This window comes from Hymenobacter ginkgonis (genome assembly GCF_009755225.1).
Taxonomy (GTDB): domain Bacteria; phylum Bacteroidota; class Bacteroidia; order Cytophagales; family Hymenobacteraceae; genus Hymenobacter; species Hymenobacter ginkgonis.
On sequence record NZ_WQKZ01000006.1, the window covers coordinates 19,563 to 43,856 of the forward strand.

At 58.4% G+C, this 24,294-nt stretch carries 16 protein-coding genes; 10 read left to right on the forward strand and 6 right to left on the reverse strand.

The genetic code is table 11. The features are described from left to right. Positions 1-25 precede the first annotated feature (25 nt). Positions 26-832 carry a rhomboid family intramembrane serine protease gene (locus GO988_RS20020; RefSeq protein WP_157568942.1) on the forward strand — a complete coding sequence of 269 codons (807 nt, stop codon included), beginning with the start codon at positions 26-28 and terminating at the stop codon, positions 830-832. Positions 833-844: 12 nt separating this feature from the next. Beyond that, complete coding sequence (locus tag GO988_RS20025; RefSeq protein WP_157568944.1) at positions 845-1,744, forward strand: rhomboid family intramembrane serine protease; 900 nt, start codon at positions 845-847, stop codon at positions 1,742-1,744. An 83-nt stretch (positions 1,745-1,827) separates the two neighbouring features. Here the strand turns inward: GO988_RS20025 and GO988_RS20030 are convergent, their stop codons facing one another. Both GO988_RS20030 and GO988_RS20035 read right to left on the reverse strand, forming a co-directional pair. Beyond that, the gene (locus GO988_RS20030; RefSeq protein ID WP_198172933.1) at positions 1,828-2,190 is read right to left on the reverse strand and encodes a hypothetical protein; all 363 of its coding nucleotides are present in this window, start codon (positions 2,188-2,190) and stop codon (positions 1,828-1,830) included. A gap of 97 nt (positions 2,191-2,287) precedes the next feature. Then, positions 2,288-2,869 carry an RNA polymerase sigma factor gene (locus GO988_RS20035; protein WP_157569212.1) on the reverse strand — a complete coding sequence of 194 codons (582 nt, stop codon included), beginning with the start codon at positions 2,867-2,869 and terminating at the stop codon, positions 2,288-2,290. A 228-nt stretch (positions 2,870-3,097) separates the two neighbouring features. Between GO988_RS20035 and nuoK the strand changes: the two genes are divergently transcribed. The 3 genes from nuoK (at position 3,098) to GO988_RS20050 (ending at position 8,169) form a co-directional block, all read left to right on the forward strand. Next, positions 3,098-3,436: an NADH-quinone oxidoreductase subunit NuoK gene (nuoK, locus tag GO988_RS20040; RefSeq protein WP_157568946.1), complete on the forward strand. Its 339-nt coding sequence runs from the start codon at positions 3,098-3,100 to the stop codon at positions 3,434-3,436. Positions 3,437-3,589: 153 nt separating this feature from the next. After that, positions 3,590-5,542, forward strand: a complete 1,953-nt coding sequence (gene nuoL, locus GO988_RS20045; protein WP_157568949.1) for an NADH-quinone oxidoreductase subunit L — start codon at positions 3,590-3,592, stop codon at positions 5,540-5,542. 170 nt (positions 5,543-5,712) lie between these two features. Beyond that, positions 5,713-8,169, forward strand: coding sequence for an alpha/beta hydrolase family protein (locus tag GO988_RS20050; protein WP_157568951.1), 2,457 nt, complete (start codon positions 5,713-5,715; stop codon positions 8,167-8,169). A 246-nt stretch (positions 8,170-8,415) separates the two neighbouring features. On the opposite strand, the gene bglX is transcribed toward GO988_RS20050, so the two are convergent. From bglX to GO988_RS20065, 3 genes are all read right to left on the reverse strand, one after another. Next, positions 8,416-10,737 carry a beta-glucosidase BglX gene (bglX, locus tag GO988_RS20055; RefSeq protein WP_157568953.1) on the reverse strand — a complete coding sequence of 774 codons (2,322 nt, stop codon included), beginning with the start codon at positions 10,735-10,737 and terminating at the stop codon, positions 8,416-8,418. A 95-nt stretch (positions 10,738-10,832) separates the two neighbouring features. Further along, the gene (locus GO988_RS20060; protein ID WP_157568955.1) at positions 10,833-12,593 is read right to left on the reverse strand and encodes a family 43 glycosylhydrolase; all 1,761 of its coding nucleotides are present in this window, start codon (positions 12,591-12,593) and stop codon (positions 10,833-10,835) included. Between the two features lie 25 nt (positions 12,594-12,618). After that, positions 12,619-13,980 carry a glucoamylase family protein gene (locus GO988_RS20065; RefSeq protein WP_157568957.1) on the reverse strand — a complete coding sequence of 454 codons (1,362 nt, stop codon included), beginning with the start codon at positions 13,978-13,980 and terminating at the stop codon, positions 12,619-12,621. Positions 13,981-14,334: 354 nt separating this feature from the next. On the opposite strand from GO988_RS20065, the gene GO988_RS20070 reads away from it, so the two are divergent. From GO988_RS20070 to GO988_RS20090, 5 genes are all read left to right on the forward strand, one after another. Next, complete coding sequence (locus tag GO988_RS20070) at positions 14,335-17,346, forward strand: SusC/RagA family TonB-linked outer membrane protein (RefSeq protein ID WP_157568959.1); 3,012 nt, start codon at positions 14,335-14,337, stop codon at positions 17,344-17,346. Between the two features lie 11 nt (positions 17,347-17,357). Further along, entirely contained in the window at positions 17,358-18,908 is a 1,551-nt protein-coding gene (locus tag GO988_RS20075; RefSeq protein ID WP_157568961.1) for a RagB/SusD family nutrient uptake outer membrane protein, read from the forward strand. A 290-nt stretch (positions 18,909-19,198) separates the two neighbouring features. Further along, complete coding sequence (locus GO988_RS24670; RefSeq protein ID WP_157568964.1) at positions 19,199-20,839, forward strand: OmpA family protein; 1,641 nt, start codon at positions 19,199-19,201, stop codon at positions 20,837-20,839. A gap of 221 nt (positions 20,840-21,060) precedes the next feature. Further along, positions 21,061-22,443, forward strand: coding sequence for a PQQ-dependent sugar dehydrogenase (locus tag GO988_RS20085; protein ID WP_157568966.1), 1,383 nt, complete (start codon positions 21,061-21,063; stop codon positions 22,441-22,443). Positions 22,444-22,539: 96 nt separating this feature from the next. Further along, on the forward strand, positions 22,540-23,490 hold the full coding sequence (locus GO988_RS20090) for a hypothetical protein (protein ID WP_157568968.1): 951 nt from the start codon (positions 22,540-22,542) through the stop codon (positions 23,488-23,490). 40 nt (positions 23,491-23,530) lie between these two features. Here GO988_RS20090 and GO988_RS20095 read toward each other — a convergent pair whose 3' ends face one another. Further along, positions 23,531-24,250 carry a DUF72 domain-containing protein gene (locus GO988_RS20095; RefSeq protein WP_157568970.1) on the reverse strand — a complete coding sequence of 240 codons (720 nt, stop codon included), beginning with the start codon at positions 24,248-24,250 and terminating at the stop codon, positions 23,531-23,533. Positions 24,251-24,294 lie beyond the last annotated feature (44 nt).

Consider the following 24,294-nt stretch of genomic DNA (forward strand, 5'->3'; position numbering starts at 1 on the left):
CTCCTGCCCGCCCCGAAATTCTAGTATGTTCAACATCACTCCCACGGTTCGCAACCTGCTGCTGGCCAACCTCGCCATTTACTTGCTTCAGGTGAACGTGCGGCTCAACCCGTCCCTCACGCAGCTGGGCAGCTTATACCCACTGGGGTCGCCATTTCTGCATTTCTGGCAGTTTTTCACTTACATGTTTTTGCATGACCCCGGCAACTGGATGCACTTGATTGGCAATATGTTTGCGCTGATTTCGTTTGGCCCCATGCTCGAACAGCGCTGGGGTGGGCAACGATTTCTTGCCTTTTGGCTAATGTGTGGGGTAGGGGCTGGGGTAATTTATGAGGGCGTAAGAGCCTATGAACTGCATCAGATAGAAGTGGCCTACCACGACGTGCTGGCTAGCCCTAACGCAGGAGAATTTGCGCAGTTTATGGAGAAGGTGGGGTTCAAGCGCGAAGTTTATGAGGCGGCCGGCGACGCCCTACAGCGTAATCCTAACGACCATGCCTTGCAGCAAGCAGTTATCGACAACGTGAAGCAGTTGCACGAGAGCATTTTCAATGCGCCCAATGGCGGAATGTTGGGTGCTTCGGGGGCTGTGTTTGGGGTGTTATTTGCCTTCGCTTACCTCTTTCCGAATACGGAATTGAGGCTTATTTTCCCCCCCATTCCCATCAAAGCCAAGTACTTCGTGTTCTTTTACGCGTTGTTTGAATTGTACACGGGTGTACACCGTGCGCCCGGCGATTCGGTAGCCCACTTTGCCCACATTGGCGGGCTGCTCATCGCCTTCATCATTCTTAAATTCTGGGAAAGCGGGCGCGCCCGTTTCTACTAAATCTGTACTTCTATGAGTTTAACCCAGGATATACGCGACGCTTTTTCGCGTCGCGATAATGCACTAAACCAGCTTATTATCAGCAATGCGCTGGTATTTGCGGTGCTCATCATTCTACGGGCGATATTTTTTATCGCGCAATCGAGTGGCGTGTACGTGCTCATTATGCGCCAGCTGGCGCTTTCCTCCGATTGGCTGGTGCTGTTGCGCCACCCTTGGACGCTGCTGACCTACGCCTTTGTGCACGAAGGCTTCTTTCATATTCTGTTTAATATGCTGAACCTCTACTGGTTTGGCCAAATTATTCGGGAATACCTGGGCGACCGCCGCTTGGTAAGCCTCTATGTGCTAGGGGCGTTGGCGGGAGCCGCCTTTTTCTTGCTGGCTTACAACTTCCTGCCAGCATTGCAGCCGTATGTGGGGCAGCCAGTTATTGGCGCTTCGGCGTCCGTTACGGCCGTGATTGTAGCCGCCGCTACTTTGCTGCCCGACTACACGTTTATGCTCATCTTGCTGGGCCCGGTCAAAATTAAGTGGATAGCTGTGGCGGTCGTGCTAATCTCCATTGCGGGCATTAACGGCGGCAACCCTGGCGGCGAAATCACGCACCTGGGTGGCGCCTTGCTTGGGTTCATCTTCGTAAAGCAACTCAAGGCGGGTCGCGATATGGGCCGCCCCGTAGTAGCTACTGGTTTGTGGATAAGCGGGTTGTTTCAGCGCCGCCCGGCTATGCAGGTCACCCACCGCAGCACGGTGTCGGTAGGCCGCTCAGCGGCAAGCTCGGCCAAGACGGCTGCTAGCACTACCCCCCCCGAAGAAGTTGACCTCATCCTGGATAAGATTTCGCGCTCGGGCTACGAGAGCCTCTCGAAGGAGGAAAAACAAAAGTTATTTCGCGCTAGCCAGCAATAAGGGGGGTAGGGCAGCCTGCGAAACGACGAAGGTCCGGCGGAGTTTACTCCGCCGGACCTTCGTCGTTTCAAACAAGCCACTGCTTAATTGGCCGGGGCCTCGGTGGGCCGACGGCCCCAGGAGCCGGCGCAACGGCTGCGCATTTGCTGCCGAAACTTCTCCCGCTCTTCGGGCGAGAAGGTGGCCATTTTCTGGTCTATTTGCTGTTTCCAAGCGCGGCTGCGGGCTCCCCAGTTGCTTCGGCCACCGCGCCCAAAGCCACCGAATAGCAGCCGGCTAAGCAGCAGCAAGCCCAGTGCCTGCCAAAAAGTGAGCGCCGGCAAGTGGAAGATGAAAGGCATCAGATAGTTCCACAAGTTCATGGTCACATACCCAGCCACGGCCACGAATAGCGCGGCGAAGAAAACGAATTTAACGGCTTTTTTCAGCCAAAAGGAGCGGTTCATGATAAAGGTAAATTAGTAGAGATTAATGATTAATGCAGCGTAAGGGGTGGTGAAAGCAACCTGGTAAAGCAGTATACTCCCCCTTAGCTATTAGCCGTTAATCATTGTCAAACAACTCGTCGTAAAGCTTACGCAAGCGCTTGCGTAAGTGCTTCACGGCGTAGTACTTACGCGAAATCAGCGTTTTGAGCGGTACGCCGGTTTCGGCTACCATCTCGTTAAACGACCGATCCTCCAACTCGTGCCACACAAATACTTGGCGTTGCTCGGCTGGCAACTCAGCTAGGGCATCGCTGATGGCATCCATAATGGTTTCGCGCAGTAAGCGGTTTTCGGGCGAGTCGTCGGGCGCGGGCAGCACATCTTGCAACAGGCGGGCAGGCTCATCGCCATCGGTAGCCACGCCCAGCGGCGCATCCAGCGACACCGTCAGCTTGGCCGGCACGCGGCGGTAGCGGTCAATAATGCGGTTGCGCGCCACCCGAAACAGCCAGGCGGCGGCCTGCTCCACCGGTTTTAGCAGCCGGTAGCTTTCTACCAGCTCGGCAAATACATCCTGCAGAATGTCTTCGGCCTCGGCCGGGTCGGGCACACGCCGCTCGATAAAGCGGAGCAGCCGGCCGCGCTGCTCGCGCACGGCCGTTTGAATTTGCTGGTCCTGGCTGGCGGCGGTTGTCATCAGCGCGGAGAGGGGTAGGGCAAAAGCTTCCATCGTGCCTAAGCAGACGCGCCACGTTCCAGAATATTTTAAGGTACTTCCCAATTGGTTGGCGCTCCGGTTTGAAGGCCGATGCCTAAGCAGTGTGCTCAGGCGTCCGACAAATTACGCAGCATCTTCCCGATTTTCAGGATAACTTTGCCCGCTAAGTTGGCTTTGGCCGACTGGTTCTCCCGCCGCTTTTTTGCCATGACCAACGCCTCCCTCGTTCCCGCCGTCATCCACGAAGTGCCCTTGCAGTACTACGTGTTTTTTGCCACCGCGCTCTTTTGCATTGGCGTTACGGGGGTACTTATTCGGCGTAATGCCATTATCATTTTCATGTGCATTGAGTTGATGCTCAACGCAGTGAATATTCTGCTGACCGCGTTCGCCGCCTACCGTGCCGACCCCAACGGGCAGGTGTTCGTGTTCTTTATCATGGCTGTGGCCGCCGCCGAAGTATCGGTTGGCCTAGGCATTATAGTCATGATTTACCGCAACTTCCAGAACACCGACGTCAACCTGCTGAATCGGTTGAAGTGGTAATTCCGGCATCTGTTGGCCTTGGCGCGCCGCGTGCCACAATCGCAGCAGCACGAGCCCATTGGTAATCCTATCGTATTAAGTATAAACTGTTTGGAGGTCGTTGCTGCGGCATTCTCCTTCGCCCTGGCAGTCGCGTAGCCGCTTACTTATCTTATGCAAGAAACTGTTCTCCCTGGTGCTACGGCGCCTTTTTCCACGCTGCTCTACGTCCTGATTCCGGGGCTGCCCTTTCTGGGCTTCCTGCTGAACGGCTTGCTCAACAAACGTTTATCGGGCACGGTAGCGGGCGCTATTGGCTCGCTCACAGTGCTGGGCTCGTTTCTGCTGTCGATATTTCTATTCGTTAATTTCAAGTACCAGTACACCGTCGAACTGTTCGACTGGATTACGGTCGGCTCGCTGCAAATCCCCTTCAGCTACCAGATTGACCAGCTGAGCCTGCTTATGCTGCTGCTGATTACGGGTGTGGGTTTCCTTATCCACATCTACAGTATCGGCTACATGAGCCACGACGAGAACGTGGGCAAGTTCTTTAGCTTCCTTAACTTGTTCGTGTTCAGTATGTTGATTCTCGTGCTGGGTTCCAACTTCGTCATTCTCTTCATTGGTTGGGAGGGGGTAGGGCTGTGCTCGTACCTGCTCATTGGCTTTTGGAATAAGCACACTAGCTACAACAACGCTGCGAAGAAGGCATTCATCATTAACCGCGTGGGTGACCTGGGCTTCTTGCTTGGTATTTTTCTGATATACTTGACTTTCAATTCGGTACAGTACGGCGAAGTATTCCAGAAAGCGCACCTCAGCCAGTTTGGCAACTACGGCGTAGGCGTATGCACGGCCATTACGCTGCTGCTATTTGTGGGCGCTATGGGCAAGTCGGCGCAGCTGCCGCTCTACACTTGGCTGCCCGACGCTATGGCGGGCCCTACCCCCGTGTCGGCGCTTATCCACGCCGCCACCATGGTAACGGCTGGCATTTACCTCGTGCTGCGCGCCAATGTGCTCTTCACGCTAGCCCCGCATACGCTCGAAGTAGTCGGCATTATTGGCCTAGCTACGGCGCTGTTCGCGGCCACTATCGGTCTGGCGCAGAACGACATCAAAAAAGTGCTGGCGTACTCCACGGTGTCGCAGCTAGGGTACATGTTCCTGGCCTTGGGCGTGATGGGCTACACTTCGTCGTTTTTCCACGTGCTGACGCACGCGTTCTTTAAGGCCTTGCTCTTCCTCGGAGCCGGCTCCGTGATTCACGCCATGAGCAACGAGCAGGATATGCGCCGCATGGGGGGCTTACGCAAGGCGTTGCCCATCACGTTCTTAACGATGCTTATCGGCTGCTTGGCCATTTCGGGTATTCCGCCGTTTGCGGGCTTTTTCTCGAAAGATGAAATCCTGAGCCACGTGTACGAGCACAGCAAGGTAATGTGGGCCATTGGCGTCTTCACCTCGTTTCTGACGGCATTCTACATGTTCCGCCTGCTGTTTCTGACGTTCTTTGGCGAGTTCCGCGGTACGGAGGAGCAGCGCCACCACCTGCACGAATCGCCCATCAGCATGACGCTGCCGCTGATTATACTGGCTATTTTATCGGCTGTGGGCGGCTTCATGGGCGCACCCATGTTCTTAGGGGGCAAGCACTACTTGGCCGATTTTCTGGCCCCAATTTTCACGTATTCGCGCGAAATTCTGCCCGCTGCTTTCACCGCCGAGCCTGACCACAATACCGAGCTGATGCTCATCGGCATCTCGGTGCTAGTGGCGGTAATCGGTATTGTGCTGGCCTACGTGCAGTACGTGGCCCGCGCCCAGCGCCCCGTGGAAGACGAAGCCCAACGCTCGGCTCCCGAAAGCCTGGTGTACAACAAGTATTACATAGATGAGCTGTACGACAACCTCATTGTAAAGCCCGTAATGGCGCTCTCCACCGGCTTGTTCAAGTTTGTTGAAAATGGCGTCATCGACCCCATTGCCAATGGGGTAGGTCGTGCTACACTAGCCGGCGGCCAATTGCTGCGCTACGTGCAAACGGGCTCTGTCGAAACCTACTTGATATTGATGGTATTAGGTATCGTGCTGATTCTGGGCCTGAACTTCGGGCGGATGTAAGCGTCCTGAAAATATAAAGTAGCGTGGCGTACCTTGAACGTCCCGCTGAACGAAGTGAAGCATCTTGCTGCTAGCCTTTGGGGTCATTGCCCCGAGCGACTGCGGTCAAGGTGCTTCACTTTGTTCAGCAGGACGTTTCTTTGTTTTCGTGCCTTGCTAACTTCTTCACCATGAAAAAACTCCTACCCGCCTTGCTGCTGCTGGCGGTCCCCGCCATGGCCCAGGAAACCCAGTACCAGCAGCCGCCCGCTGCTATCCGCGACTTGCTGCTGGCCCCGCCTACCCCCCGCGTTAGCCTCTCAGGCGATGGCAAGTACTTGGCCGTGCTAGCCGTGCAGGACTTCCCAACTATCGCCGAGCTGTCGCAGCCCGAGCTACGCCTGGCCGGCCTGCGTCTCAACCCGCGCACCAACGGCCCCAGCCGCGTGAGCTACGCGGTAGGCATGCAGTTTAAACGCCTGCCCAGCGGCGCCGAGACGCCGGTGCAGGGCCTACCCGCCCAAGCCCGCATTAGCAGTTTGAGTTGGTCGCCGGACAACCAACACTTGGCTTTTTCCCTCACCACGCCGGCGGCCGAGGGGGTAGGGGGCCGGGTTGAGCTGTGGGTGGCCGATGTAGCTACCAACTCGGCGCGCCGCCTGCTGGCCACGCCGCTAAATGAAGTATTTGGTAGCTCATTTGAGTGGCTGGCCGATAGCCAAGGACTGCTAGCGCGCACCGTGCCCGCCAGCCGTGGCGCAGCCCCCGCCGCCGACGCTACCCCCACTGGCCCGGCCGTGCAGGAAACGGGCGGCGGCAAAAAGTCGGGTGCACGCACCTACCAGGATTTGCTGAAAAACCCCGCCGACGAGCGGATTTTTGATTATTACGCCACCTCGCAGTTGGTGAAAGTGAAGCTGGCCGATGGCTCGGCCCAGCCGCTAGGGCAGCCGGGCGTACTGCGGTCAGTGTCGCCTTCGCCCGATGGGCGCTTTGTGCTGGTGCGCGCGGTGCATCGGCCGTATTCTTATACGCTGCCCATCAGCAGTTTTCCGCAGCGTATTGATGTGCTCGACCTAGCAACTGGTGCGGTGGCCAAAACCGTGGCCGACTTGCCGCTGGCTGACAACGTACCTACCAACTTCGACGCCGTGCCCACTGGCCCGCGCGACCACGGCTGGCGCACCGATGCCCCCGCTACCCTCTACTACGCGGAGGCCCAAGATGGGGGCGACCCCAAAGTGAAGGCCGCCGTACGTGATAAAGTATTCTTGCTGCCCGCACCCTTTAGCGGCCCCGCGCAGGAACTGGCGGCGCTGCCGCTACGCTACGCGGGCCTCACTTGGGGCACCGACCACCTGGCGCTGGTGGATGGCTACCGCTGGGCCGACCGCCACGAAACCACTTGGCAACTCGACCCCGCCGTGCCCGGCCAGGCGTTAACGGTGCTCTTCGATGGGTCGTCGCAGGATACCTACCACAACCCCGGCGTGCCCTACACGCGCCGCAATGCGCAGGGCCGCCCGGTGCTGCTGCTGGGCCAAGGCGGGCAGTCCATCTATTTGCTGGGCGAGGGGGCTTCGCCCGAGGGCGACCGCCCATTCGTGGATGAGCTAAACCTTAAGACCAAAAAAACCAGCCGCCTGTGGCGTTCGGAGGCGCCGTACTACGAAATTCCGGCCGCTATTTTTGATGGCAAAAAAGGCCAGGTAGAATTGCTGACCCGCCGCGAAGCCATCGACCAAAACCCCAACTACTACCTGCGCGACCTCAGCAAGAAAGGCCAGCCGCTGGCCCTCACGCACTTCACGAACCCCTACGCCAAGTTTGGCGGCAGCTTCCGCAAGCAGGTGCTGCACTACAAGCGCGCCGATGGGGTAGCCCTCACCGCCAACCTCTACCTACCCCCGAATTATAAAAAGACCGACGGCCCGCTGCCCACGCTTATGGAGGCCTATCCCGTCGAGTTTAAGGACAAGGCCAATGCCGGCCAGGTCAACGGCTCACCCTACACCTTCACGCGCATCAGCTGGGCCTCGCCCGTATACTGGGTCACGCAGGGCTACGCCGTGCTCGAAAACGCGACCGTACCCATCGTGGGCGAAGGCACCGCCGAACCCAACGACACCTACACCGAGCAACTAGTAAACAGCGCTAAAGCAGCCATCGACGAAGGCCAGCGCTTGGGCGTAGTCGACCCCAGCCGCGTGGCCGTGATGGGCCATAGCTACGGCGCCTTTATGACAGCTAATCTACTGGCTCACTCCAACTTATTTAAGGCCGGTATTGCCCGTAGCGGTGCCTACAACCGCACCCTTACGCCCTTCGGCTTTCAGGGCGAGGAGCGTACCTACTGGCAGGCAAAAGGCGTGTACGACGCCATGTCGCCCTTCAACTTTGCCGATAAAGTGAAGACGCCCATCCTGCTTATTCACGGCGAAGCGGATAATAACTCCGGTACTTTCCCCATCCAAAGCGAGCGGTTTTATGCCGCCCTCAAAGGCCAGGGCGCTACCGTGCGCTACGTAGTGCTGCCCGCCGAAGCGCACAGCTACGCCGCCCGCGAAAATCTGCTTCACATGCTATGGGAGATGGACTCGTGGCTGAATAAGTACGTGAAAAGCCCTACCCCAGCGGTAGCTAACTAGCTAGCAAGAAGCAAAATTATCCCTAACAAAAAAGGCTGCCAGTACACACTGGCAGCCTTTTTTGTAGCGCTTACGCGAGTAGGCGCTGGGGTGATTCTACGAAACCCTGTGGGTAATTTGCAGGACCACTCCACCTACTTGCGTAAGGCCTGTTTAGATTAAAATGGAGGACCATTTAGCAAGTTGCCCTAAACTGCCCCTACCCCCTAAGGTTAAGGGAGGGCAGTTAGCGGCGAAATGAACGCCCTACTGCGCGGCCAAGCTAAAGCTAGCCATTTGCACATCGCGCGAGTTGCCGCCCACAAATACCTGAAACTCGCCTGGCTCGGACACGAACTTGAGGTCGTCGTTGTAGAACTTCAAATCGTCGGCTGACAGGTGGAAGGTGAGGGCGCGGCTCTCGCCTTTCTTCAGCATGATTTTTTGGAAGCCTTTCAACTCCTTTACCGGACGCGTGCTAGTGCCCACCAAGTCGCGGATGTACAGCTGGGCCACTTCCTCGCCGTCGTATTGGCCGGTGTTCTGCACGGTTACCGTCACGTCGAGGCCCTGGCCGGGACGCAGGCTCGCCTGGCTCACGGCCGGTTTGCCATATGTGAACGTGCTGTAGCTCAGACCGAAACCAAAGGGGTAGAGCGGGTCGTTGGGCGCGTCGAGGTAGCGCGATTTGTACTTGTCGAGCAACTCGCCCACGTAGGGACGGCCGGTGCTTTTGTGGTTGTAATAAATCGGTACCTGGCCTACCGACTGCGGAAAAGTCATGGTGAGCTTGCCGGCCGGGTTGTATGCGCCAAACAGCACATCGCCGACCGCGTTGCCGGCCTGCGTGCCGCCAAACCAGCTTTCCAGGATGGCGCTGGCATGTTGGCTTTCCCAAGGCAGCGTGAGCGGGCGGCCATTCACCAGCACCAGCACCAGGGGTTTACCAGTGGCTTTCAAGGCTTTGAGTAAGTCGAGCTGGCGGCCGGGCAGGCCAATGTCGGCGCGGCTGGCGGCTTCGCCCGTCATGCCCTGGCTTTCACCTACCACCGCCACCACCACATCAGCCGCCTGGGCGGCCTGCACGGCTTCCTGAATCTGAGCTTCGGCCGAGCGGGTATCGAGGTTGAGCTCGCCGCCGTGGGCGTTGAGCCGCTTAATCATCTGGTCGTCGTCGGTCACGTTCACGCCGTGGGCGTAGGTGATTTTGACGCCCGCGCCGGCTGCGTTCTTGATGCCTTGCAGGATGGAAACGGCTTGCTTGCCGTCGCCGGCACCGCTCCAGTTGCCAATCATGTCGCGGGCGCGGTCGGCTAGCGGGCCAACCACGGCAATGCTGCCCGACTTTTTGAGGGGTAGGGTTTGCTGTTCGTTCTTGAGCAAGACCATGCTACGGCGGGCCACGTCGCGGGCCGCTTCGATGAAGGCCGGCTGCATCATCACCTGCTTGGCGCGCTTCTCGCTCACGCCGTGGTAGGGGTCAGCGAAAAGGCCCAGGCGGTACTTGGCTTCCAGCACGCGGCGGCAGGCTTGGTCGATGGCCGCCTGCGTCACGGTTCCTTCCTTGAGGTTGGTAGCCAACTGCTTAAGGAATACTTCGCCCACCATGTCCATGTCGATGCCCGCATTTAGGGCCAGCTCCGACACCTTTTTTTCGTCGCCCATGCCGTGGGCTTCCAGTTCATTGATGGCCGTGTAGTCGGTGGCTACGAAGCCTGTAAAGCCCCATTGGTTGCGCAAGAGGTCGGTCATCAGCCAGTGGTTGGCGGTGGCCGGAATGCCGTTTACGTCGTTAAACGACGACATCACCGAACCTATCCCCGCCTCCACGGCGGCCTTGTAGGGCGGTAGGTATTCGTTGTACATGCGCTGGCGGCTCATGTCGGTGGTGTTGTAGTCGCGCCCGGCTTCGGCGGCGCCGTAGAGGGCGTAGTGCTTAAGGCAGGCCATTACGTTTTCGGGCCGCGTCATGTCGTTGGCAGGGCCTTGGTAGCCGCGCACCATGGCTTTAGCAATGAGCGAGCCCAGGTAGGGGTCTTCGCCGTTGCCCTCGGCTACGCGGCCCCAGCGCGGGTCGCGGGCAATGTCCACCATCGGCGAATACACCCAGTTTACGCCGTCGGCAGCGGCCTCCTGGCCCGCGATGTGGGCCGCGCGCTCGATGGCCGCCAGGTCCCAACTAGCCGCCATACCCAGCGGAATTGGGAAGATGGTGCGGTGCCCGTGAATGACGTCATACCCTAAAATAAGCGGTATGTGCAACCGCGACTCCTTGATGGCCAGTGCTTGGAGCTTGCGGGCGGCCACCGGCGTGTAGGTGTTCAGCACGCCGCCCACCAGGCCTTTTTTAATGTTAGCATCCACGTCCTTACTCACCACTGGCCCCGTCACGTCGAAGCCTACGGACACGAGATTAAGCTGGCCAATTTTTTCCTCCAGCGTCATCTTTTGCAGCAGGTTAGCCACAAATTGCTGCATCTTGGGGTCGGCAGAAGGAGGGGGGGTAGGCGTTTGCGCCGGGGCGCGGTAGTTGGCGAAGCCCAGGGTTAGCAGGAGGGCGGCTCGGTGAAAGGTGGCGCGGTAGTTCATAAGTGCCAAATGGGTGGGAAGATTAGAAGGACAAAGAAAGAGGTGCGAGCGTTTTTTGCCGTTGCTGGGTTCGGTGCTGCCAGGTAGGGGTAGGGCTATTCTACCTTTTGTACTGGCGTGCGGGCCGACAAGCCATTCTCGTTAAAGGCTTCAATAGTAAAGTAATACGTTCGGTCTTTGTCCATGCCTTTGAAGTAGTAGTCGTTGGCGCCGAGCACCATCGCGCAGCTATAGAGTTGGTTGGGTGCCAGCCCAATATGGATGTTATAACCCGTAGCGGCATCCATCGGCGCCCATTTTAGCCAGGCGCTGCGCTTGTCGGTGGCCGTGCGCAGCACCACAAAATCCTTCACCACTGGGGGCGGGCTGCCGCTACCCTGCCCAAACACGCGCAGGCCGCTGAGGGCAAATTTGCCCGTGGGCATGTGCCGGTTTTCGAGCTTGATATAACGCGTACGCAGCGGCACTTTTAGTTCCACATAGTCGTGCGGCACGTCGGTTTTGTTCTGGCTCTTATCCGCTAGCAGCTGCCAGGTTTTGCCGTCGAGCGAATGGTAGAGCCGGTATTGATGGTAGAGGCCGGGCTGACGCCCCAGAAACTGCGGGTTCACGTCTTGGTCGGCGTAGTTGATTTGCACAGCGCGCACGGTGCACACACTACCCAGGTCGCTCTGAAAATACTCGCCCGGGTTGGCCGTGGCGGCGCTCCAGTAAGTCTTAATGCTCTCATCAACAGCCAGGTTGGGCGCGTGGCCGCCGAGCGTGCTCGATGCCAGCACCGGCTTGTTGTAGTTCAGCAGCATCCAGCCCGTAAACTGGCTCTGGAGGTGGTTGGCCGGGCCCGTGGGCAGGTAGTGGGGGTAGTCGCCAAAATCGGTGTTAGTATACAGCGTGCCGGCCGCGTCGAAGCCCGCCGGCCACAGCCCGAGCCGGCGCTCGAAGTTGTTTTTCACGGCGATAACCATCGTAGAAGCGTGCCACCAATTGCCCCACTTATCCTGAAACGTATTGCCATGGCCCGCGCCCCGCGCAAAGCCACCCGGCTTCCAGGCAAACGGGTTGTGCGGCTGCGGCACGAAGGGCCCCAGTGGCCGGTCGGCCACTTGCACCCCGTCGGCGTAGCCGCTGAATTCGGTGCCTGGCGCGCCGTACTGGAGGTAGTATTTGCCGCCGTGCTTGGTCATCCAGGCGCCCTCCATGAAGGGGTTCAGGAAGGTGTTATCCAGGTATTCGCCGAAGCGTTGCCAGCCAAACTGCGCGTCGTTGAGCCTGAACAAGGGGGTAGGCTGGCCAATGGGCTGGTAGGTTTTGCGGCTGAGCTGCACGCCGTAGAGCGGCTGGTCGTTCGAGCTGCCGTGGTAGAGGTAGAGCTTGCCATCGTTGTCTAAAAACAAGTCGGGGTCCCAGGCCGCAACGGGAAACGGGTCCACGGCTTTTTCCCACTTATTGGCCTTGGGGTCGGTGCTGCGCCAGAGCGCAAAGTTAGCCTCGTGGCTCGAGCCAATGACGAGCAGCGTGTCGCCCACGGCCCGCACCGCGGGCGCGCACAAGTCGTCGAGCACCTTGTTTTCGGGTTTTAAAAACGAGCGGCTGATGAAGTGCCAAGTCGCTAAATCGGGGCTCCACCAGTACCCCTTTTGGTTAGTCGAAAACAGGTAATACGTGCCTTTAAATAAGGTAATAACCGGGTCGGCAGTGGCGCGGTGCCGCCCACCCGTCGAAAACTCTGGGAAGGGCGTGTAGCCGTAGTCCAGGTTTAGGGGGTTGCAGTAAGTGGGGCGGGAGGGGGTAGGGGCCGCCAGCTGGGCGAGCGCTAAACTGGGCAGCAACCACGCAAGCAGAAAAAAATGGCGCATAGAAAGTGGCGAGCGGCCAGGCAGGCTATTTTAAATACGGGCTTTGAAAACCCAGCTTTTTGAGCCCACGCTGCACCTCGGGCGCGCCCATAAATAGCTTCCAGAGCAGGCCCGAGCGCTGGTTTTCCATCATCACCACTATCGGCCCCTGGTCGATGGCCAGGTACGACTTGGCGTACCAGTCATGCTGCTCGCTGAAGCCATCCACAAAGCCGTATTCGCCCCATATTTTATCGCCCAAGTCGTTGTAGAAGTGCTTCATGGCCAGCATTGATTCGGCCGGCGCGTAGGGGTAGGCGGCGAGTGCCGCCGTGGGCGAAATCACGCCCAGGTCTTCGGTGGGCGAGTGGGCCGCGTAGCCCTGCCAACTATCGGAAGCCGTGAGGCCCCAGCAATTGGGGCCGTAGCCTTTTTGCTGCTTGGGGTTGGCCAGGCAGTAGGCGTGGTTGACGAGGGTGTGGCTTTTATTTTGCTCCCAATAGTCGGCGTACTGGTCTTTGAGGCCGTGTGGGTCGAGGCCCATAAACGAGTAGTGCGTGAAGAACAGCGGCCCGCCCAGCTCGGGGCCGAGGGGTAGGGTAGTGCCGTAGTAAGTTTTGCCGTTTTTGTACTCGGGCCCGGTGGCCCAGCCCTGGTCATACACCGCTTTGTCGATGGCGTAGCGCGGCGACGACGCGGCCAGCACGTAAGTAATGAGGCACTCGTTCCAGCCGTGAATCTGGTGGTTCATGCTCCAGCCGTTGTTGGGGCTCCAGTGCCAGTACAGCACATTTTGGCCCTGCGTAAACCAGTTCCACTCTACCCCCTCCCACATCCAGAGGATGCGGTTGCGCACGTTGGTTTCGTCGGGCGTGTCCTTGGTGAAGTATTGGCGGGCGCACAGCAGCCCCTCATACAGAAAAGACGTTTCCACAATATCGGCCCCGTCGTCTTTGATGCCGAAGCGGATGGTGTGGCCGGTTTCGCCGTTGAGCCAGTGCGGAAATGCGCCGTGGTACATATCGGCCTTCCACAAGAAGTTGACAATCTTGCTGATGCGCGCCGCCGCCTGCTCGCGGGTTATCCACTTATGCTCGGCCGCCACAATAATGGCCATGATGCCGAAGCCCGTGCCACCGGTCGTCACTACCTCGTTGCCGTAGTCGTAGGCCACGTTGCTACGCTCGCGCGCCATGCCCGACACGGGGTGCCCAAAATCCCAAAAATACTTGAACGTCTGGCGCTGCACCTGGTCTAGCAGCTGCTCGTCGGTGAGGTTGCGGGGGCGCTGGCGCGGGTCAAATTTGATGGCCGCTGCCGCCGGTTTAGCCGGAGCCTTCCGGCTGGGCTGGGCCACCAAATTGGCGGAGATAAATAATCCGCTCAAAAGCAGGAAAAGCAGCTTCATGGGTGGGAGGGGGGTAGGATGTAAAAAAGACAGAAATAAACTTTCTTAAGACATAGGTGCTACTAAGAATGATGTTATTAATATACTGTAAATAGGTTTTGCCAAAAGCTTGTTGCTAAATAGTTGTTTGATTTTCAAATATATACCTAGCAAAAAGGTCGCCAGGCAAAGGTTTTGGCCAAGCGGCGGCTAGCCTGGCAGGGTGGGGTAGGGCAAATACGCAGTCGAAAGTAGGGCTTCCGCAATCGATTGCGATTACTTTTTCAAGTATTTTCGCGGCCGTTCGGGCCAAAATGGTAGTTGGCCAAGGCATCCAGGCGGCTTTTTCACTTTTCCCACCCAATTTTTCACGCTATGAAAAACCTCCACTTTTTAACCTGGGTCTTACTGGCTTTGGCGCTGCTGCCCGCAGCGTTATTTGCCCAGCAAGCGCCCATCACCGGGGTTGTCACGGATGCAGCTTCGCAGGAAGCCCTCATTGGTGTAACCGTGCTCGTAAAGGGTACTTCGATTAACGCCCAAACGGGCGTGGATGGCCGCTACTCCATTGCCGCGCCCGCCGATGCGGTGCTGTCGTTCAACTACGTAGGCTACGCGCAACAGGAAATTCCGGTGGCCGGCAAAACGGCCGTCAACGTGGCGCTGGCTTCTACAACCAAGCTCAACGAGGTGGTAGTAGTGGGCTACGGCACCCAGAAAAGGCGCGACCTTACTGGCGCGGTGGCGCGCATAGAGGGCGACGAAATTGTGAACCAGCCGGTGCAAACGCCTACCCAGGCCCTGCAAGGCAAGCTGGCCGGCGTGCAGATTATCAGCGACGGCACGCCCAACTCGCAGCCTACGGTGCGCATTCGGGGCACGGGCACGCTGCTGGCCGGTGCCAACCCACTCTATGTAGTAGATGGTGTGCAAACCACTGATATTCGCAACCTAAGCAACGCCGACATCGCCTCCATTGACGTGCTGAAAGACGCTTCGGCGGCCGCCATCTACGGCGTACGGGGCGCCAACGGCGTTATCATCGTTACCACCAAAAAGGGCGCAGTCGGCAAGCCCACCCTCAGCTACAGCGGCACCTACGGCTTTAAGGAAGCGGCGCACCTGGTAGAAATGGCCAACGCCGACCAGTACAAGAGTTACATCACCGACACGTCGCCCACGACCACGTTTCCGACCTACCCCGGTTTTTCGGGCACGACAAACTGGTACAAGGAAATTCTGAAGCGCGGCACGTTCCAGAACCACAACCTGGCCGTGTCGGGGGCTACCGACAACGTGCGCTACTACTTCTCGGGCAACTTGCTGCAAGACGATGGCCTACTCGTTGACAACCGCTTTTCGCGCCTTACGGTGCGCTCGAACACTTCGTTCTCGTTGTCGGATAAGGTAACCATTAGCTCGCAAGCTTCTTACAGCCACGCCAATACGCGCGACGTGAATATCGGCTCGGCCTACCTCGATGCGTACCGGGCCGCCCCCATTATTCCGGCGCGTCAGGGCGATTTATTCGGAAATACCGCCGCTTACGGCAACGTAGGTAACCCCCTGGTTGACATTGGCAAGAACTACAACCAGTCGAGCGAAAACCGCCTGCAAGGCAACATTGGCGTCGATGTGCGCCCCGTGGAGTGGCTGACGCTGCGCTCGGCCATCAACGTGGATTTGAATGCCAACACGCGCACCATCTACAACTACCAGTTCAACAACGACGCCAGCACCTTCATAATCGCCGGTGGCAACCAGTTCAACACCACCAGCAACCTGAGCGTGATGCAGTCGAACTCCTACCGCTACTTGTGGGAGAACACGGCCACGTTCCACAAGGTATTCGGCGAAAACCACGACCTGACCGTGCTGGCCGGTACTACCACCGAGGAGGGCCAGTATACGCCGCTCTATGGCTACCGCCGCAGCGTATCGGCCGACCCTAACCAGTGGTACCTAAACACCGGCGACCCCAACACGTCGGTGGTGAACCCCTACGACCCCAACAACCCCGACGCCAATATGCTGCCGTCGAAAGACCGTCGCTTTTCGGTGCTGGGCCGCATAAACTACTCCTACGCCGGCCGCTACCTGCTCACGGCCAACCTGCGCTACGATGCCTCGTCGAAGTTTGCGTCGGACCGCCGCAAGGGCGTGTTCCCGTCACTGGGCCTGGGCTGGGTCGTGTCGGACGAAGAGTTTTTGAAGGACGTGAGGGGCCTGAGCTTTCTGAAGCTGCGCGGCAGCTTTGGCCGCCTCGGCAACGACCAAATTCCGACCAACTCGTTTGTGACGACGGCCGATATTAACATCCCCTACGTCATCAACGGGCAGCCGGTGCTCGGCGCCGTTATCAGCCAGATTAAGGACGGCCAGGTGCACTGGGAAACTACTACCGAGTACGACGCGGCCCTGGAATTTGGTTTCCTGGATAACCACCTCACCGGCGAGGTTACCTACTATAACAAGCGCACCAGCAGCGCCCTGATTCCGATTAACATCCCCGGCATTTTGGGCGACCCCGACAACCAGCTCATTACCAACGCGGCCGACATCACCAACCGGGGGGTAGAGGCCGCGCTAAACTGGCGCTCGACTATCGTTGATAATTTCACCTACAACTTCGGTGTAAACGCCACCTTCAACCAGAACCGCATTGCCAACCTCAACGGCGGCCAGGCGCTATTTGCGGGCGGCAACCTGCAAACCCGCTCCGATAACGGGCAGGCCGCCGGTAGCTTCTACCTGCTCAACGCCATTGGCGTGTACCAAACGCAGGACGAAATTAACAGCGGGCCCAAGTCGACTTTCGCGCCCAAAGTGGGCGACTTGAAATATGCCGACACCAACGGCGACGGGGTGATTGACCTCAACGACCGCAGCTACTACGGCTCGTACCAGCCCCCGATTTATTTCGGTATCAATGGCGGCATCAACGTGCACAATTTCGACTTGTCGTTCGTGTTTTCGGGCAACCTTAAGAACAAGGTGTACAACGCCAAAAAGCAGAACCGCTACGCCGGCACCGACAACGTGGAAGCCAGCTTTGCTAGCAGCCGCTGGACGGCCGCCAACCCCTCCACTACCAACCCTAGCACGCTGGCCAGCAGCCTGCCCAACTCCACGTACTTCCTGGAGTCGGGCGCGTACCTGCGCCTCACCAACGTTATCCTGGGCTACACCTTCCCCGTGAGCAGCCTCGAAAAGGCGCATTTGGCCACGTTGCGCGTGTTCTTGTCGGGTCAAAACCTCTTCACGGCCACCAAATACACTGGCTTTACCCCCGAGCTGCCCGGCGGACCCCTGGATTCGGGTATTGAGGCCCAAACCTACCCCACTAGCCGCACCCTCACGGTGGGCCTGACTGCTAACTTCAAATAAGCTGCTTCTCTATGAAACCCACCCACTTTACGATAGTGCGCCGGGCCGGCACGGCCGCCCTGGCTCTGTCGCTGGCAGTGGCCAGCGGCTGCAAAACCTTCCTCGACGTGGCCCCGCAGGGCCAGCTGAGCGAAGAAGCCATTAAAGCCGACCCCGCGGCCGCCCAAAAGCTGGTCGATGGCGTGTACGATGCGCTGTACCTCAGCGGTGGCTTTGGGGCTGATGTGAATGGCTTTCAGCTGGTTGTGCTGAGTGATATTGCGTCTGACGATGCCGACAAGGGCAGTACCCCCAGCGACTACAACGACGCCGCCAATATTGATAACTTCACGGCTACCCCCACCAACAGTAACGTCAACAACGTCTGGAACGGCCACTTCCAGGCGATTGCTCGTGCCAACCAGGCCCTGGATAAAATTCCGCTGAGCCCGGCCGATGCCAGCATTAAGAACCGGCAGCTGGCCGAAGTGCGCTTTTTGCGCGGCTACTTCTACTTCAATCTGGTGCGGCTGTTTGGCGGCGTGCCCCTGCTCGACCGCGTGCCCAGCGTGGGCGATGTAAACAACCCTGCCCTTCAAACCCGGGCTTCGGCGGCCGATATCTATGCCTTTATCATCAGCGACTTGCAGTTTGCTGTGGATAACTTGCCCGCCAAAGCTGGTACCGATGTTGGCCGCGCCAACAAAACGGCCGCCCAGGCCATGCTGGCTAAGGTATACCTCTACCAAAAGAATTACCAGAAGGCCTACGACCTCACCAGCGCCGTAATTACCAGCGGGGCCTATTCGCTCTACGGTAACTACGCCGACATTTGGCGCACGGTGGGCAACAACAACTCGGAGTCGATTTTTGAAGTGCAAACCGGCGTGAATGCGGCCTGCAACAATTCGGCTTTGCAACTCTACGTGGTGGCCCAAGGCCCGCGCTCGGGCGGCAAATACGGCTGGTCAGACCTAGGCTTTGGCTTCAATACGCCCTCGGCAAGCTTGGCCAACGCGTACGAAGCGGGCGATGTGCGCCGTGCGGGCACTATTATCTTCATCAACCCGACGGCTCCTGCTGGCCAGCGCTCCACGGGCACCGTGCTGTGGGATGGCTTCCGCATCCCAAGCCAAGACTCGGTAGAAGGGTCGCGCTTCAGCTACAAAGCCTACCACAGCCGCACCAAAGAGCCTAATTGCGGCAACACCGATTTTTTGCCTAAGAATATCCGCATCATGCGCTACGCCGAGGTGCTACTCATCAACGCAGAAGCGGCAGTGCAACTCGGCAACACGGCCGCGGCTACCACCGACCTAACCCTGGTGCGTGCCCGCGCTGGCCTAGCCGCGGCGGCCCCTACGCTGGCTAATATCTGGCGCGAGCGCCGGGTGGAGCTAGCCATGGAGCACGACCGCTTTTTCGACCTTGTGCGCCAAGAGAGCGTGCAGGCTGGCCGTATTGTGCCCGCTTATGCTGCCCACGGCAAAACATTTGTAAAGGGGAAAAATGAAATTTTCCCCATCCCGCAATCCCAAATTGACCTCAGCGGGGGCGTACTAACACAGAACCCCGGCTATTAGCTAAGCGGAGCTTTGACCTCAGCAACTACTTGATAGCGATAGTACCGCAGTGGGCTGCCCGCTGCGGTACTATCGTTTTATGGGGGTAGGAAGCTTGCAGTCACTACGGCGGGCTACGGAGCTATTCTTTAGCATCTCTAGAAAGAAAAACAGTACAATCGATAGGGTTTTATGTCTGATAATCAAAAATATACTAACTAGCGACGGGCTTTTTATTATCCCTTGGTTAAGTTTTGCGTAGTAGGAGCCATAACAGGTGTTTTCCACTCGCTCACCTCTCCCATTTTTTTATGAATAAACACTTCACCCCACTTCGGGCGCTAGTGCCGGCCGTATTGTTGGCTACCGGACTGGTAGCTCCTACTGCGCAGGCCCAAACGCCCGACCGAAAAACCGCCATCGGCGCCAACGTCAGCCTGTTGCAATACCACGGCAACTTCGGCTCCGACTTCGGTCGGCTCTTCTCTCCCGCCCAAGTGGGGGTAGGTGCGCATATTTCGCGCTACCTGTCGCCTTCCTTCGACCTGAGCTTGCTGGGTAACCTCCAGAACTACCGTTTTGTGCGCGACAACGCGCCGTACCGCGAGTTTAACTCGCGCATTGGCATGGTAGACCTGGGCCTTAAACTGAAGCTCAACAACGGCCACATCCTGCGCGAAGATTTCTTCCTCCAGCCTTACCTGATGGGTGGCGGTGGCTTGTTTGCGGCCAATAGCGGCGGCAACTACCTCACCGTTACGAACGCGGGCGTAGTTACGCCAGGCACGTTCTCTAACCAGATGCGGGTATTTGAGGTGTTTGGCGCGGCAGGTATTCGCTTCCGCCTCTCGTCGGTGGTGTCTCTCGACATCCAAACCAGCCAGCACTACCCCCTCACGGACCGGATAGACAACGTTTCGAACTCTAACGATAAGCTGTACGACCGCTTTTTGGTGCACTCGGCGGGCTTGACCTTTGCCCTGGGCAAAGCCAAAGACACGGACGGCGACGGCGTGTCGGATAACAAAGACAAATGCCCCGACACCCCAGCCGGGGTAAAAGTGGATGCGACCGGTTGCCCGCTCGATACCGACGGTGACGGTGTAGCCGACTACCAGGATAAATGCCCCGACGTGAAAGGCCTGGCTGCCCTGCAAGGCTGCCCCGACGCCGACGGGGACGGCGTAGCCGACAACGACGACAAGTGCCCCAACACCCCAGCCGGCGTGCGCGTCGATGCTTCGGGCTGCCCAGTTGACTCGGATGGTGACGGCGTAGCCGACTACCAGGATAAGTGCCCCGGCACCCCAGCGGGCGTGAAAGTAGACGCGACTGGTTGCCCGCTCGACCGCGATGGCGACGGCGTGCCGGACTTCCAGGACCGCTGCCCCGACCGTGCCGGCCCCGCCAGCAACAAAGGCTGCCCCGAGATTAAGGCCGAGGCTAAGAAAATCCTCAACGAGGCTACCAAGTACATCAACTTCGACTTCAATAAGGCTACGCTGAAGCCCTCGTCGAACACTCGTCTGCAGCAGATGGTGCAGATTATGAACGATTACCCGGACTACTCGCTCAGCATTGCCGGCCACACCGACAGCAAAGGCGCCGACGACTATAACCTGCGCCTGAGCTACGAGCGCGCCGCCGCTGCCCGCAAGTATATGCTGAGCAAAGGCATCCCGGCTGAGCGCATCGAAGCCCGCGGCTATGGCGAAACCAAGCCCATTGCCGACAACAAAACGGCCGCTGGCCAGGCCCTGAACCGTCGCGTTGACTTCGACCCCTACCTGACGGGCGAAACCAACGCTGCCGAAGCCAAGTATGGCCCCGCCCCGAGCATCTCGGAGCTGCGCGCTACAGGCCAGAAGCTGCCCGGCAAGAAAACGACGGGCACCGGCGCTCCTCGCAGCCGCAAGGCCCCCGTGAAAAAGGCACCCGCCAAGCGTAAGTAAGGCTCCAAGGCAGGAGTGACTGCCCATCGCCACTCCTACCACGGCAAAAAGGCAGGTTCCGCAAGGAGCCTGCCTTTTTTGTGTAAGTAGCTGCCGCGCATGGCTCAGCCACCTAAGGGGAGTAGGGTGCGCAAGCAGGCAACTATTGTGCGCGTAGTCAGTAAAATGAGGCAACTGTGAACGGCTGACTTCAGGGCCAGCTTTACTTCTAAACCAGTACTATGAAAATTCCGACTTATGCGTATTTGCTTCCAGCGCTGGGTTTGCTAGCTGCGTGCAGCAGTGGCCCCAGCCAAGAGGAAAAGCAGCAAGCCCAGGCCGAAACGCCCGCCAAAACCGTGACCACGCCCCAGGATGAGGCCGTGCACCTGCCGGCCCCCTACGAGAGCAAGTCCGTTACGCACCGGGTTGATATCATCGATTGGCCCGCGGGCAAAACCCCAACCGCCCCAGCCGGCTTCACCGTAACCGAGTTTGCGGGTAAGCTCGAAAGCCCACGCTGGGCCTACGTAGCGCCCAACGGCGATGTATTGGTGGCCGAGGCGACTACCCTGCCCAAAGGCACCAAGAAGGAGATTGCTGCCGCTTTGCACCTAGATAGGTCGCGTTCGCTCCAACCCACTAGTGCCAACCGCATCACGCTCTTCCGCGATACCAATGGCGACGGTGTGCCCGATGTGCGCACCGTGTTCTTGTCTGGTCTCAACCAACCCTTCGGGATGCTGGTGCTCGGCAATTCGTTTTACGTGGCGAATACCAATGGCGTACTGAAGTTTCCGTACCAGCCCGGCGCTACGAAAATCACGGCTCCCGGCCAGAAGATTCTCGACTTGCCCGAAGGTGGCTATAACAACCACTGGACGCGCAACTTGCTGGCCAGCAAGGATAACTCGAAAATTTACGTAACTGTAGGCTCGGGCAGCAACGTGCAGGAGCACGGCCCGGCCAATGAAGTGCGCCGCGCCAATATCCTGCAAATCAACCCCGACGGCACGGGCGAAAAAGTGTACGCCAGCGGCCTGCGCAATCCCATTGGCCTGGCCTGGTACCCCGGCACTACCACCCTGTGGGCGGCCGTGAACGAGCGCGATGAGTTGGGCGATGAATTGGTGCCCGACTACATCACTAGCGTAAAAGAAGGCGGTTTCTACGGCTGGCCTTACTCATACTACGGCCAAAATGAAGACCCGCGCCGCAAAAACGAGCGCCCCGACCTCGTGAAAAAAGCAGTGGTGCCCGACGTGCCGATGGGCGCCCACGTGGCCGCCCTCGGCCTCACGTTCTACGACAAAGCTGCCTTCCCGGCCAAGTACCAAAAGGGCGCGTTTGTGGGGGAGCACGGCTCCTGGAACCGTTCGGCCTACTCGGGCTACAAGGTGGCATTTGTGCCTTTTCAGAATGGTAAGCCAGCGGGCAAGCCCGAAGATTTCCTCACCGGTTTCCTCGTGGGCGGTGATTCTGACAAAGCCTATGGCCGCCCGGTGGGGGTAGTAACCCTGCCCGATGGCGCCCTGCTCATAACCGATGATGCTGGCAACAAGCTGTGGCGCGTAAGCGCCAGTTCGCCGCCGCGCACCACGGCCGCGCTCACTACTGCCCGTTAAAAAAGTCAAGCTCCACCCTTTGCCGGGTGGAGCTTATTTTTTGCTTAATTTTAGGGTCATTTAGTCCCTATACTATTCTATTCCTACGTTTATCCAATGCGAGTTTTTAAGTTCATCTTCTTGCTATCGGTGCTCTTTGGCAGCCGCCTGGCGCAGGCTACTACCTGGGATGAGCCTTGGCAAGAAGAAGTAATCAAGAAGGCCGATTATTTTGTGCTGGCCCGCGTCACGGCCGTTGATGCGCAAAAGGGTATTACGGCTACAGTAGTGAAATCCTTGGCCGGCGGTACTCTCACGGGGGAGTTGCACATTGCCAGCTTCTACGATTTGCACGTGTGCACGCGCACGGCCGTGGGGCCGATATTCGAGTTGGAGCGGGTCGATTCTTGCTATTTCTTCCTCCAAAAACGGGCGGATAATACCTATGCCATGGCTACCCCCACGGCGGGCTTTGCCGTAATGCGTGCCGGCACGGTAGCCGCTACCTACCGCCACAGTTACCACCAGGCACCGGTACCCAAGGCGGTGTACGAGCCCACGATGACGGCGATTTTTCAGCGCTACCACGGGCAGCCCTACGATTTGGTGTATATCAACAAGCTCATAACCACGTCGCTGGCCCTACCCCCCGCCCGTACCCGCACCGAGATGCGGACTTTTGCTTTGCAGCACGTGGCCCTCGAAACCATCTACCACCTGAGCCTGCCGGTGCCTACCGAACCCCTGCTGCCCTTCTTGCGCGATAGCACCAATTTTCATGCGCAGGCTTCGGCTGCCCGGGCGCTTATTGCGGCCCCTACCCCCCTGGCCGAGCAGCAGCTGTTGAAGGTGCTGGCCAGCCCCAATGCCAGGCCTTTTGTTAAGCTGCTAGTTCTTAAGGCCTTGTCAGCTTATCAGTCCAAGGAGTTGAAAGCCAGGCTAGAGAAGATACTCAAAACTGCACCCACCGAGAACACTACCATTGGGGGCAACGTGGTAGACGCGCGCATTTGCACGAAGCTGCCCAGCATCCATGATGCCATAGCGGCCCGACTGCTGCAATTGTAGCTGCGCTTAGTGTAAGTTGTTGAACAGCAATAGAAGTGCGCTAGCTTAGTAGCTGGCGCAGTTGCTGGGCATTGCCGATGGCCGAGCCGCCGATGTCGTTATTAAAATACAAGTAGGCCTGTGCCACTCCTGGCGTGGCGGCTACTTCGGCTGCAAAGCGTTGCAGCGCTGCGAGGGGGTAGGGAGACGCGTAGAGGTCGGGCACGCCGTGAAAACGGTAGTAGAGCGTGGGCGATGTGGCAATCACCGCGTTGGGTAGCAAAGGGTGGCTTTGGCCCGAAAACGTGACCTGCCGCTGGCGCAGGGCTTCATACACTTCCTCGCGCCACCAACTGGCGTGCCTGAATTCCAGCACGTTTACAAACGAAGGGTCGAGGCAGTCGAGGATGCGCGCCAAGCGGTCGGGGTCATAGGCCATACGCGGCGGCAGTTGAAATAGCACCGGCCCAAGCTTATCGAGCAAGCCCCGGCCGGTGGTGTCGTAGAAGTCGCCCAGCAACTGCCCTACCCCATGAAATTGCTTGTAGTGCGTTATCAGCTGCGGCGCTTTCACAGCAAATTGGAAGTCGGCGGGCGCCTGGGCGTACCAGTTTTCGAGAAATGATAATTGCGGAAACCGGTAGAACGTCACGTTCAGTTCAAGCGTCCGAAAATGCTGGCTATAAAACTCAAACCACCGGCGCATGGGCAATTTTTCGGGGTAAAAAACGCCCCGCCAATGCCGGTAGTGATAGCCCGAACAGCCAATGTGGTAGGTCATAGTAAAGGGGGTAGGGCGTTCCGCATGACTGGGATTTAATATCT

Coding starts and splice junctions, on each gene's coding strand:
- GO988_RS20020 (WP_157568942.1), top strand. CDS start 26: ATGTTCAACATCACTCCCACGGTTCGCAACCTGCTGCTGGCCAACCTC.
- GO988_RS20085 (WP_157568966.1), top strand. CDS start 21,061: ATGAAAATTCCGACTTATGCGTATTTGCTTCCAGCGCTGGGTTTGCTA.
- GO988_RS20030 (WP_198172933.1), bottom strand. CDS start 2,190: ATGAACCGCTCCTTTTGGCTGAAAAAAGCCGTTAAATTCGTTTTCTTC.
- GO988_RS20090 (WP_157568968.1), top strand. CDS start 22,540: ATGCGAGTTTTTAAGTTCATCTTCTTGCTATCGGTGCTCTTTGGCAGC.
- GO988_RS20065 (WP_157568957.1), bottom strand. CDS start 13,980: ATGAAGCTGCTTTTCCTGCTTTTGAGCGGATTATTTATCTCCGCCAAT.
- GO988_RS24670 (WP_157568964.1), top strand. CDS start 19,199: ATGAATAAACACTTCACCCCACTTCGGGCGCTAGTGCCGGCCGTATTG.
- nuoK (WP_157568946.1), top strand. CDS start 3,098: ATGACCAACGCCTCCCTCGTTCCCGCCGTCATCCACGAAGTGCCCTTG.
- GO988_RS20060 (WP_157568955.1), bottom strand. CDS start 12,593: ATGCGCCATTTTTTTCTGCTTGCGTGGTTGCTGCCCAGTTTAGCGCTC.
- GO988_RS20035 (WP_157569212.1), bottom strand. CDS start 2,869: ATGACAACCGCCGCCAGCCAGGACCAGCAAATTCAAACGGCCGTGCGC.
- GO988_RS20050 (WP_157568951.1), top strand. CDS start 5,713: ATGAAAAAACTCCTACCCGCCTTGCTGCTGCTGGCGGTCCCCGCCATG.
- bglX (WP_157568953.1), bottom strand. CDS start 10,737: ATGAACTACCGCGCCACCTTTCACCGAGCCGCCCTCCTGCTAACCCTG.
- GO988_RS20095 (WP_157568970.1), bottom strand. CDS start 24,250: ATGACCTACCACATTGGCTGTTCGGGCTATCACTACCGGCATTGGCGG.
- GO988_RS20025 (WP_157568944.1), top strand. CDS start 845: ATGAGTTTAACCCAGGATATACGCGACGCTTTTTCGCGTCGCGATAAT.
- GO988_RS20070 (WP_157568959.1), top strand. CDS start 14,335: ATGAAAAACCTCCACTTTTTAACCTGGGTCTTACTGGCTTTGGCGCTG.
- nuoL (WP_157568949.1), top strand. CDS start 3,590: ATGCAAGAAACTGTTCTCCCTGGTGCTACGGCGCCTTTTTCCACGCTG.
- GO988_RS20075 (WP_157568961.1), top strand. CDS start 17,358: ATGAAACCCACCCACTTTACGATAGTGCGCCGGGCCGGCACGGCCGCC.